The organism is Staphylococcus sp. AC872 (assembly GCF_979255425.1).
Window position 1 is genome coordinate 97,685 of the sequence record NZ_CEEDKW010000002.1, and the last position, 12,752, is coordinate 110,436.

Genomic DNA, 12,752 nt, shown 5'->3' on the forward strand with positions numbered 1-12,752 from the left:
CCTGTGCTATAACCGTTGATATTTCAGTTGATTTTCCAAATTAATCCATACATACTATAAGTATCTTTTTGTAAATCAAATCGCTAGTTAAATAAAAAGCAACATACTAAAATAATAATGTATTATCAATGTTTCAATTGAATACATCAATTTGAATGGTCACCAAAGATTAAGGGAGTGATTATGTGACGAATGATAAAGACGAACAAATCGAACAAGATCAACAAGATGTAAAACAGCAGAAAAAGAAAGATAAAGCTAAAAAGAAAATTCATCTTAAATTATGGCATTTGATTACACTCATTATTGCTATTATTTTAATTACTGCCGCTATTACTGTAGCAGCTACATTGTTAATTAGTCACCAAATGAGTGGATTGAATAAAGAACAACGTGCTAATTTACATAAAATTGAATATGTATATAAAACATTAAATAAAGATTACTATAAAAGTGAAAAATCCGATAAACTTTCTCAAGCAGCAATAGATGGGATGGTCAAAGAATTAAAAGATCCTTATTCAGAGTACATGACAAAAGAACAAACCCAATCATTCAATGAAGGTGTGTCTGGTGATTTTGTAGGTATCGGAGCAGAAATGCAAAAGAAAAATGATCAAATCAGTATTACAAGTCCAATGAAAGGTTCTCCTGCAGAAAAAGCAGGCATCAAACCAAAAGACGTGGTTACTGAAGTTAATCATAAATCAATCAAAAATAAACCACTTGATGAAGTTGTAAAAATGGTACGTGGTAAAAAAGGTACCAAAGTGACATTAACGATTAAACGTGGCTCAGTTGAAAAAGATATTGCCATTAAACGTGATACAATCCATGTTAAAAGCGTTGAATACGAGAAGAAAGACAATGTTGGTGTCATTACAATCAACAAATTCCAAAACAACACATCAGGTGAATTGAAAAATGCGATTAAGAAAGCTCATAAACAAGGTATTCGTAACGTCGTATTAGATTTACGAAATAACCCTGGAGGATTATTAGACGAAGCAGTTAAAATGGCTAATATATTCATTGATAAAGACAAAACAGTTGTCCAACTTCAAAAAGGTGACGACAAACAACAGCTTAAAACTGAAAACGATCCTCTAAAAGAAGCAAAAGATATGAAAGTGTCGATCTTAATCAATGAAGGTTCAGCAAGTGCATCAGAAGTATTTACTGGCGCCCTCAAAGATTATCATAAAGCAAAAGTATACGGTTCTAAGTCATTTGGTAAAGGAATTGTACAAACAACTCGTGAATTCAATGACGGTTCATTATTAAAATATACTGAAATGAAATGGTTAACGCCTGATGGTCATTATATTCACGGTAAAGGTATTAAACCTGATGTTGAAATTGCTACACCTAAGTATCAATCATTAAGCGTTATTCCTAATGATAAAACGTATAAGTTAGGAGATAACAATAAACATGTCAAAACAATGAAAATTGGTTTAACAGCGCTTGGTTTCAAAGTAGATAATGAATCTAAATCATTTGATACAAGTTTAGAGTCAGCAATTAAAGCATTCCAAAAAGACAATGATTTAACTATTAATGGTGAATTTGATAAGGAAACAAATGATAAGTTTACTCAAAAATTAGTAGAAAAATCTAATAAAAATGATACCGTTTTAGATCAACTACTTAAGAAGTTAAAATAAGTTTAAAATGATTTAAAAGCGTGAATTTAAAGATAAGAGCATTTAACTAACAAACATAAATACAAAGAGGTGTTTTAGATTATGATTAGATTAGCAACGAAAAAAGATCTTTCTAATATTGAAAAATTAGTAGAAGAAGCAAAAGAAATAATGGAGAAATTCAACAATAATCAGTGGGATGATAAATACCCTGTAACTGAACATTTTGAAGAAGATATCGAATCTGAAACACTTTATGTATTAGATGTAGATAATGAAATTTATGGCTTTATTGTCATCGACCAAAATCAGTCAGAATGGTATGATGAACTAGAATGGCCAATCGATCGTAAAGGTGCATACGTAATCCACCGCTTAGCTGGTTCACAATCTTATAAAGGTGCAGCAACCGAGTTATTCCAATTTGCTGTTGATTTGACAGAAGATCATGGTGTACATGTTATTTTGACAGACACGTTTGCGCTTAATAAACCAGCACAAGGATTATTTGAAAAGTTTGGATTTACAAAAGTAGGCGAAGCTGAAATTGATTACCATCCATTCGATCGTGGTGCACCATTTTACGCATATTATAAAAACATATAAGAATAGAGGTTATATTTATGACTAAAATTGCATTTACCGGAGGCGGAACGGTTGGACACGTTTCAGTCAATTTAAGTCTAATCCCTACTGCAATAGACAAAGGGCATGAAGCGTTTTATATTGGTTCTAAAAATGGTATCGAAAGAGAAATGATAGAATCACAATTACCTAATATTGCATACTATCCTATTTCAAGCGGTAAATTACGTCGCTATCTATCATTAGAAAATGCGAAAGATGTATTTAAAGTTTTAAAAGGTGTGCTAGATGCACGTAAAATCTTGAAAAAACAAAAGCCAGATTTACTATTCTCAAAGGGTGGGTTTGTATCTGTACCTGTTGTTATTGCTGCACGTTCTTTAAAAATTCCTACCATCATTCACGAATCTGATTTAACACCTGGCTTAGCAAATAAAATTGCATTAAAATTCGCTAAGAAAATCTATACAACATTTGAAGACACATTAAACTATTTACCAAAAGATAAAGCAGACTTTGTAGGTGCGACAGTACGTGAAGATTTAAAACAGGGAGACCAACAACGTGGCTATCAATTAACTGAATTTAAACCAGATAAAAAGGTCTTACTTGTTATGGGTGGTAGCTTAGGCAGTAAAAAATTAAATGATGCTATTCGTGAAAACCTAGAAGCATTATTACACCAATACCAAGTCATACATTTAACAGGTAAAGGTTTAGTAGATGATTCAATTAAAAAAGAGGGTTACGTTCAGTTTGAATTTGTTAAAGATGATTTAACAGATTTACTTGCGATTACTGATACAGTTGTGAGTCGTGCAGGTTCAAATGCTATTTATGAATTCCTGACGTTACGAATTCCAATGCTATTAATTCCACTTGGACTTGATCAATCTCGTGGAGATCAAATTGATAACGCAAAAAACTTTGAGTCTAAAGGTTATGGTAAAGCCATTCCTGAAGAAGAATTAACGCAAGTAAGATTATTAGAAGAGTTGAATCACATTGAAACAAACCGTGATGATATCGTTAAACAAATGCAAACATATAAAGAAAGTTATACTAAAGAAGATTTATTCGATAAAATAATCAAAGATGCTTTAGATAATTAGGGGGACAATGTAATGAGTCGATTAAAACGAATTTCATTACTTATCATTTTTACTTTGATATTTGGAATCATAGCATTCTTCCATGAATCACGCTTAGGTAAATGGATAGATAATGAAGTTTACGAGTTCATTTATGCATCAGAAAGTTTTATTACAACTTCAATCATGCTTGGCGCTACCAAACTAGGTGAAGTATGGGCTATGGTTTGTTTATCATTAATGCTTATTGCATATTTAATGTTAAAACGACTTAGAATTGAAACATTATTTTTTGTTATTGTGATGAGCTTATCAAGCATATTAAACCCCGTTTTAAAAAATATCTTTGATAGAGAACGACCAACATTATTACGTTTAATTGATATTACTGGTTTCAGTTTCCCTAGCGGTCATGCAATGGGATCAACTTCTTATTTTGGTAGTATCATTTATATCTTGAACAGAACTGATTCTGGTCTATCTAAAGGCATTTTAATTGGGTTAGCAGCGTCACTCATTTTGATGGTATCAATATCCCGTGTATATTTAGGGGTACATTATCCAACTGATATTATTGCAGGTATCATTGGTGGTTCATTTAGTATTGTATTATCAACACTAATTTTAAATAATAAATTGGCAGAATAATATTAGATTATAAAGCACCACATTTCCATAATTTGAAATGTGGTGCTTTCATTTATCATCAATTGATTTTACTAATTTATAAAACTAGAGCCCTCTAATTCTTTTAAATTGTTTACTGAACTAAAAAAGCAGTAAACCTCAAGTGTCTAAAGGTCTACTGCTTTATTAAAACGTTTTTCAACGTTAGTCTTTTACGGGCATATAAAAGGGGATTATATGAAAATGACCAATCCTTAAGAACGAAATATATGTGGGGGGGAAAGTTCTTTTTGGTATTGATAATCATTTTCAACTATTATTATACATGAATGAGAATCATTGTCAATTAGAAATAACGAAAAATGATGAACTATTTATAAATTATTAACCATCATCAATTTTTGACATTACGAATACTTGAAATAATAATAAAATACTTCTCAATACCTACCATTTAACGATTGAAAATATGATAAAATTTAGTTAAGAAGACAATTAATGGGTTATACACAAAGAGACAAACACATATGAAAAAAGTCATCTAATTAATCATTGAGATTTAGATTCATAATTTTATGAAAGCAATGACTTGCTTTCAAAATCAGATGTCTACATTTACATCAATGAACATAAAAAGATATATAAATCATTCATATGTTAAATGTATTTATTTAACATTGTGTATAACCATATTAAGAGGTGCAAAGATGACAAACATTTTAATTGTAGAAGATGAAAAGAACTTAGCTCGATTTATTGAACTTGAACTAACTCACGAGAATTATCAAGTCGATATTGAAAATGATGGTGCTACTGGTCTAGATAAAGCACTGAATAAAACTTATGATCTCATTATTTTAGATCTAATGTTACCCAATATAAATGGATTAGAAATATGTCGTCAAATTCGTCAACAACAAACAACACCGATTATCATCATTACCGCTAAAAGTGATACTTATGATAAAGTTGCAGGTTTAGATTATGGTGCTGATGATTACATTGTTAAACCATTTGATATTGAAGAATTACTTGCTCGTATTAGAGCTATACTTCGTCGTCAACCTAAAAAAGATACGATTAATATTAATGGCATTATTATAGATAAAGAAGCTTTTGAGGTTACAGTAGATGGCACTCAATTAGATTTAACTAAAACTGAATATGACTTATTCTATGTGTTAGCAGAGAACAAAAATCATGTATTACAACGTGAACAAATATTGAACCATGTATGGGGATATAATACTGAGGTTGAAACGAATGTCGTAGATGTCTATATCCGATATTTAAGAAATAAACTCAAACCGTTTGGTAAGGATAAAGTAATTGAAACAGTACGTGGCGTAGGGTACGTGATTCGATGATGAAACAACGAAAACTCAAATATAAATGGATGTTAATCACAACATTTATAACTTTTATCACAATCGTTTTATTCTGTTTGGTTATCATCTTCTTTTTAAAAGATGCTTTGCATGATAGTGAGCTAGACGAAGCTGAACGTAGTTCTGACGATATTATCAATTTATTCCACGCCAAACCATTAGATGAAATATCGGCCTTGGATTTAAATGCTTCTTTAGAAAACTTTCAAGAAGTAACTATTTTTAATACTAAAGGAAAAAAATTACTACAAACAACAAATGAAAATTTACCTTCTGTACCTTCTAATATCGGCCTTTCACATCCTGAAAGAGTCAAAATTATCAAATACAAAGGCGTTGATTATCTAGCAATCACAGAACGTATCCATACTAAAAATTTTAATGGATATAGCGTATTAATACATTCATTAGAAAATTATGAACATCTTGTACAATCTTTATATATTGTAGCCATTGCATTCGGTTTAATCGCTACAATCATCACAGCTATAGTAAGTTATATTGTCTCGTCACAAATCACTAAACCCATCGTAACTATGTCTAACAAAATGAATCAAATTCGGCGAGATGGTTTCCAAAATAAGTTAGAGTTAACGACTAACTATGAAGAAACTGATAATCTCATCGCTACATTCAATGAGATGATGTTCCATATCGAAGAAACATTTAATCAACAACGGCAATTTGTCGAAGATGCATCCCATGAATTAAGAACACCATTACAAATTATTCAAGGTCATTTGAATTTAATTCAACGATGGGGTAAAAAAGATCCAGCCGTGTTAGAAGAATCACTTAATATTTCTTTAGAAGAAATGAATAGAATTACTAAATTAGTTGAAGAATTATTATTATTAACTAAAGACAATGTTAAAAGTGGCCAACTAGAAAAAGAACTCGTAGATATCAATTCTGAAATATTATCTAGAGTCAAATCACTCAAACAATTGCATCCGGATTATACGTTTGATGTTGAACTAGATGAAAAACCTTTAAAACTTAAAATGAACCGTCATCAGTTTGAACAACTCATTTTAATATTTATAGATAATGCAATGAAATATGATACTGAAAATAAATTAATTCAGATCAAGACTCAACTTAAAAACAAACAAATTAGTATAGAAATTACTGACCATGGTTTAGGTATTCCAAAGCAAGACTTGGAATTTATATTTGACCGTTTTTATCGTGTAGATAAATCTCGCGCTCGTAGCCAAGGTGGTAATGGTTTAGGTCTATCAATTGCTGATAAAATCGTTCAATTAAACGGGGGATTTATTCATGTAGAAAGTGAAGTTGATCAATATACAACATTTAAAATCATATTTTAATAACCCCAACCAGAATTAAATTTCTATCTCAATCACGCTATTTTGTATACCTAATTAAGCTTTTAGTTTACATCTTTAAAGTCAACATTTTAATATAATTAAATTAATGCAGAACCAAATTTTTCTTGGTTCTGTTTTTTTACAATAATAGGTAAATCCACTTTAACAAAATTTGAAATAATGCTATTATTGTCTTGTAAGCGTTTCAACATTTTTGTGGAGGGTGTAATATGACAAAGGACAAGAGAGAAGTTACAGAGGCACCTGTAAACTTCGGCGCAAATCTAGGGTTAATGCTAGATTTATACGATGATTACCTACAAGATCCATCATCTGTACCCGAAGATTTACAAGTCCTATTTAGTACAATTCAAACAGGGGAAGCTCATATCGAAGCTAAACCAGCCGCTAATGAGGGTGGTTCACAATCTGGTGACAGTACAATTAAACGTGTCATGAGATTAATCGATAACATTAGACAATACGGACATTTAAAAGCAAATATATATCCAGTCAATCCTCCAGAGCGTAAAAATATACCTAAATTAGAAATAGAAGATTTCGATTTAGATCAAGCTACTTTGGAAAATATCTCAGCTGGAATCGTATCAGAACATTTTACTGATATTTACGATAATGCATATGAAGCTATTGTTCGTATGGAAAAAAGATATAAAGGTCCTATTGCGTTCGAATATACGCATATTAATAACAATAAAGAACGTGTATGGTTAAAACGTCGTATCGAAACACCATATAAAGCAACATTAAATAATAAACAAAAAACTGAATTATTTAATAAATTGGCTCATGTCGAAGGTTTCGAGAAATATTTACACAAAAACTTCGTTGGTGCAAAACGATTCTCTATTGAGGGCGTCGATGCTTTAGTACCAATGCTACAACACACGATTACACTAGCTGGTGAAGCTGGTATTAAAAATATTCAAATTGGTATGGCACACCGTGGTCGTTTAAATGTACTGACTCACGTATTAGAGAAACCATATGAAATGATGATTTCAGAGTTCATGCATACTGATCCTATGAAGTTCTTGCCAGAAGATGGTAGCTTAGAATTAACTGCTGGTTGGACTGGTGATGTGAAGTATCACTTAGGTGGCGTGAAAACTACAGATTCATACGGTATTGAACAACGAATCGCTTTAGCAAACAACCCAAGTCACTTGGAAATTGTAGCGCCCGTTGTTGAAGGTCGTACTCGTGCTGCTCAAGATAATACGCAACAAGCAGGCGCACCACAAACTGACTTCCATAAAGCTATGCCAATCATTATTCATGGTGATGCTGCTTATCCTGGTCAAGGTATTAACTTTGAAACAATGAACTTAGGTGATTTAAAAGGCTACTCAACAGGTGGTTCTTTACACATCATCACAAACAACCGAATTGGTTTCACAACTGAACCAACAGATGGCCGTTCTACAACATACTCAACAGATGTGGCTAAAGGTTATGATGTTCCAATTTTACATGTTAATGCTGACGACGTTGAAGCAACAATTGAAGCTATTGATATCGCAATGGAATTCCGTAAAGAGTTCCATAAAGATGTTGTCATCGACTTAGTAGGTTATAGACGTTATGGTCATAACGAAATGGATGAACCGTCAATTACAAATCCATTACCATACCACAATATCCGTAAGCATGATTCAGTAGAACTTGTTTATGGTAAAAAATTAGTGGACGAAGGCATTATTAGTGAAGATGAAATGAATCAAGTCATTGATAGTGTTCAAAAAGAAATGCGTGCAGCACATGATAAAATTGACAAATCAGATAAAATGGACAATCCAGATATGGAAAAACCAGAATCCTTACAACAACCACTTAAGAGTGATGATAAAGAGTTCACATTTGATCACTTAAAAGAAATCAATGACGCGATGTTAACATATCCTGAAGGATTCAATGTGTTGAAAAAATTAAATAAAGTACTTGAAAAACGTAAAGAACCATTTGAAAAAGAAGATGGTTTAGTAGATTGGGCACAAGCGGAACAACTTGCTTTTGCAACGATTTTACAAGATGGTACTTCTATTCGTTTAACTGGTCAAGACAGTGAACGTGGTACATTCAGTCATCGTCATGCAGTACTACACGATGAAGAAAATGGTGATACATTCACACCATTACATCATGTACCTGATCAAAAAGCATCATTCGATATTCATAATTCACCATTATCAGAAGCAGCTGTTGTTGGTTTTGAATATGGTTACAATGTCGAAAATAAAGGTAGCTTCAACATTTGGGAAGCACAATATGGGGACTTCTCAAATATGGCTCAAATGATGTTTGATAACTTCTTATCAAGTGCGCGAGCAAAATGGGGCGAACGTTCAGGTTTAACATTATTCTTACCTCATTCATTTGAAGGTCAAGGTCCAGAACATTCATCAGCACGCCTTGAAAGATTCTTACAACTTGCAGCAGAAAACAATAGCACTGTAGTTAACTTATCAAGTGCAAGTAACTACTTCCACTTACTACGTGCGCAAGCAGCAAGCTTAGATTCTCAAGAAATGAGACCTTTAATTGTTATGTCACCGAAAAGTTTATTACGTAACAAAACAGTTGCTAAACCAATTAATGAGTTTACGACTGGTGGTTTCAAACCGATCATTGCTGAAGATTATGAAGCTAATAAAGTTAAAAAAGTAATATTAGCTTCAGGTAAAGTATTTATCGACTTAAAAGAATATTTAGCTAAAAATCCTGACGAATCTGTATTACTTGTAGCAGTTGAAAGATTATATCCATTCCCTGAAGAGGAAATCCAAGAAATTTTCGATCAACTACCAAATCTTGAATCAGTATCATGGGTACAAGAAGAACCTAAAAACCAAGGTGCATGGTTATTCGTTTATCCTTACCTAAGATCATTAGTTGGTGATAAATACGATTTAAGTTACCATGGAAGAATCCAAAGGGCAGCACCAGCTGAAGGTGATGGAGAAATCCATAAACTTGTTCAAAATAATATTATTGAAAGTAGCATTACTAAATAAATAGGGGGAAATTCAAAATGCCAGAGGTTAAAGTTCCAGAATTAGCAGAATCAATTACAGAAGGTACCATTGCAGAGTGGTTAAAAAATGTTGGGGATAGCGTAGATAAAGGTGAAGCTATTCTTGAATTAGAAACAGATAAAGTAAACGTAGAAGTTGTGTCAGAAGAAGCAGGTGTCTTATCAGAACAACTTGCTAACGAAGGCGATACAGTTGAAGTAGGTCAAGCTATCGCAGTTGTTGGTGAAGGTAGTGGTAATGCATCAAGTGGTTCATCAGATAATCAAACTCCACAAAGTAATGATGAAACTAATAAAGACGATCAACAATCTAAAGAGACTTCTCAACCATCAAACGATAATCAATCATCTGATCAATCACAAGATGATTCAGCTAATAACCAACGTGTGAAAGCAACACCTTCAGCACGCCGTCATGCTCGCGCTAACGGTGTTGACTTAAGTGAAGTTGCTGGAAAATCTAATGACGTTGTTAGAAAAGAAGATGTAAACAACAGTCAAAACCAAGCTCAACAATCATCTCAAAATGATAACAAACCTTCTGGTAATGAAGCTAAAAAATCTAGTGACAAACCATCTAAACCAGTTATTCGTGAAAAAATGTCACGCAGAAAGAAAACTGCTGCTAAAAAATTATTAGAAGTATCTAATAACACAGCAATGTTAACAACTTTCAATGAAGTTGATATGACAAATGTTATGGATTTACGTAAACGTAAAAAAGAACAATTCATCAAAGACCATGATGGTACTAAATTAGGTTTCATGTCATTCTTCACAAAAGCTGCAGTAGCTGCACTTAAAAAATATCCAGAAGTTAACGCTGAAATTGATGGCGAAGACATGATTACTAAACAATACTATGATATCGGTATCGCTGTATCTACTGATGACGGTTTATTAGTACCATTCGTAAGAGATTGCGATAAGAAAAACTTTGCTGAAATCGAACAAGAAATCGCTAATCTAGCTGTCAAAGCTCGCGACAAAAAATTAGGCTTAGATGACATGGTTAACGGTTCATTCACAATTACAAATGGTGGTATCTTCGGTTCAATGATGAGTACACCAATTATCAATGGTAGTCAAGCTGCTATCTTAGGTATGCACTCAATCATTACTCGTCCAATTGCAATTGACAAAGATACTATCGAAAACCGTCCAATGATGTACATCGCATTAAGCTATGATCACAGAATTATTGATGGTAAAGAAGCAGTAGGATTCTTAAAAACAATCAAAGACTTAATTGAAAATCCTGAAGATTTATTATTAGAATCTTAATTCAAAAGACTAAATTTGAATATAACTAAAGAACCAACGGTGAAATGAATCACCGTTGGTTCTTTATGTATTAATTAATACTTAGGTAGTATATGATTTTACGAAAATGAATGATACGCTTACTTTAAAGATTAAGCTAACAATCATTTTAAATGGGGGTGCATTGATGACAACTGAGGCAATTGTTGCAAATCACATATCAAAATCAATCAATCATAAAGAAATTATAAATGATCTATCGATAACCATTCCAAAGCATAGTATGACTCATATACAAGGGCATAATGGTTCAGGCAAAACAATCACATTACAATTACTTGCACAGCTTATCAGTCCTAGCAAAGGCAATATTAAAGTTAACGGCCGTATCAGTTATGCACCTGATTATCTTCCAAATGATTTAAATTTAACTGTAAGAGAATATCTATCATTTATTCGACATCTCAATCATTTACATATCAATGATCAATATTTAAATAATATGATTTCAAATATGCATCTTGAACCATTTCTCTCACATAGATTAAAAAATTGTTCAAAAGGAACACAACAAAAGGTAAATCTTATTCAATGTCTAGCATCAAAAGCAGATATATACTTATTAGATGAACCATTTAATGGACTTGATGAGTCATCTTTAGCTTATTTACTGTCACAACTTAAGTTATTAAAAAATAAAGCAACGATCATATTAACTGCTCATGATTCGCTTATTTATCATCACATCATCACTCATACATTTGATCTCGAAAGCCAAGAATTAAAAGAAATAACAACTACGATGTCAAAATACAAAATAATTAGTTTTAACATAGATAATATAGAAAATAAAGAAGATTTAATCTACCACTTCAAAATGAAACATGACACTACTATTTTAAAAAATACTAATAATACTAATTACATTAAATTAAAAGTACCTGCAAAAGAGACCAATGTCGTTTTAAAAAAGTTAATTCATAAGAACGTAACTATTGATTCCGTTATTAACGAGGAGGGTGATTAATGCGTTTTACAGCTTATCAATTCAAAAAATTAATAAGATCATACACATTTATACCTCCCTATATCGTTTATATGATTTGGATAGCTATGCTTTATGTTTATAGTGGGCAATCTATTTTATCAAGCTATGCATCATCAACTATTGTGTTATTAGCTGTATCAGCATGGTTAACGATTAATATATATCAATTAGAAAATAATAAAGAACGACAGTTATTATTTATACAATTTAACTCTAAACTCAAATATCTGACACATAAGTTATATTTTAGCATTATGACATTACTACCTTTAATCATTTTTTCAATACTTTATCCAATTCTATTCAATCGATTTTCAGAAAAAATGTCTATCATACATTTGACTCTGGCATTATATTTACATGTTATTGTTGTCATTTTTGGTGTGTTAATCGGTACCTTTATTTGTATTCAAAATGTCATGTCGAGAAAGTACAGTTGGCTATTATTGATTCTAATCATTCTATTATCTATAATGCGACACACCATCATTCTAAGCGTACCAGCTACAAAATATATATTATGGCTCATACCACCAGTAGGTGACTTCATTCAAATATACCAGTATTCTCTAAACCAACTGATCACATTCCATTTTTTATTCATTAGTTTATGGATTGCTATTTATATCTTCATTTTCACTTTAGGATTGTATTATTTATTTTCTAAAACAGAATATTTGTAAAATCTAGCATGAATAATCAGAAAAAAGCCAGT

Annotated in this window: 10 protein-coding genes and 1 pseudogene; all 11 read left to right on the top strand. The window is 31.8% G+C overall.

Features of this window, described 5'->3' with window-relative positions; all coding sequences use genetic code 11:
• The first annotated feature begins 209 nt into the window (after window positions 1-209).
• Complete coding sequence (locus ACZ267_RS03390) at window positions 210-1,667, top strand: S41 family peptidase (RefSeq protein WP_026088912.1); 1,458 nt, start codon at window positions 210-212, stop codon at window positions 1,665-1,667.
• An 81-nt stretch (window positions 1,668-1,748) separates the two neighbouring features.
• The gene (locus tag ACZ267_RS03395) at window positions 1,749-2,252 is read left to right on the top strand and encodes a GNAT family N-acetyltransferase (RefSeq protein WP_002466563.1); all 504 of its coding nucleotides are present in this window, start codon (window positions 1,749-1,751) and stop codon (window positions 2,250-2,252) included.
• A gap of 17 nt (window positions 2,253-2,269) precedes the next feature.
• Window positions 2,270-3,343, top strand: a complete 1,074-nt coding sequence (locus tag ACZ267_RS03400) for an undecaprenyldiphospho-muramoylpentapeptide beta-N-acetylglucosaminyltransferase (RefSeq protein WP_002466564.1) — start codon at window positions 2,270-2,272, stop codon at window positions 3,341-3,343.
• 12 nt (window positions 3,344-3,355) lie between these two features.
• A complete protein-coding gene (locus tag ACZ267_RS03405; RefSeq protein WP_002466562.1) occupies window positions 3,356-3,970 on the top strand; it encodes a phosphatase PAP2 family protein in 615 nt (204 codons plus the stop codon).
• 250 nt (window positions 3,971-4,220) lie between these two features.
• Window positions 4,221-4,328: pseudogene (locus tag ACZ267_RS03410) on the top strand (hypothetical protein); the annotation flags it as partial.
• Between the two features lie 328 nt (window positions 4,329-4,656).
• Complete coding sequence (locus tag ACZ267_RS03415; RefSeq protein WP_002451182.1) at window positions 4,657-5,316, top strand: response regulator transcription factor; 660 nt, start codon at window positions 4,657-4,659, stop codon at window positions 5,314-5,316.
• Window positions 5,313-6,671, top strand: coding sequence for a HAMP domain-containing sensor histidine kinase (locus tag ACZ267_RS03420; protein WP_031463981.1), 1,359 nt, complete (start codon window positions 5,313-5,315; stop codon window positions 6,669-6,671). The genes ACZ267_RS03415 and ACZ267_RS03420 overlap by 4 nt, the downstream gene beginning before the upstream one ends.
• 230 nt (window positions 6,672-6,901) lie before the next feature.
• Window positions 6,902-9,706, top strand: coding sequence for a 2-oxoglutarate dehydrogenase E1 component (locus ACZ267_RS03425; protein WP_015365004.1), 2,805 nt, complete (start codon window positions 6,902-6,904; stop codon window positions 9,704-9,706).
• A 17-nt stretch (window positions 9,707-9,723) separates the two neighbouring features.
• Entirely contained in the window at window positions 9,724-11,010 is a 1,287-nt protein-coding gene (gene sucB / locus ACZ267_RS03430) for a dihydrolipoyllysine-residue succinyltransferase (protein WP_002466839.1), read from the top strand.
• Window positions 11,011-11,176: 166 nt separating this feature from the next.
• A complete protein-coding gene (locus ACZ267_RS03435) occupies window positions 11,177-12,016 on the top strand; it encodes an ABC transporter ATP-binding protein (RefSeq protein ID WP_002466851.1) in 840 nt (279 codons plus the stop codon).
• Window positions 12,016-12,720 carry a hypothetical protein gene (locus ACZ267_RS03440; protein WP_002466846.1) on the top strand — a complete coding sequence of 235 codons (705 nt, stop codon included), beginning with the start codon at window positions 12,016-12,018 and terminating at the stop codon, window positions 12,718-12,720. The genes ACZ267_RS03435 and ACZ267_RS03440 overlap by 1 nt, the downstream gene beginning before the upstream one ends.
• Window positions 12,721-12,752 lie beyond the last annotated feature (32 nt).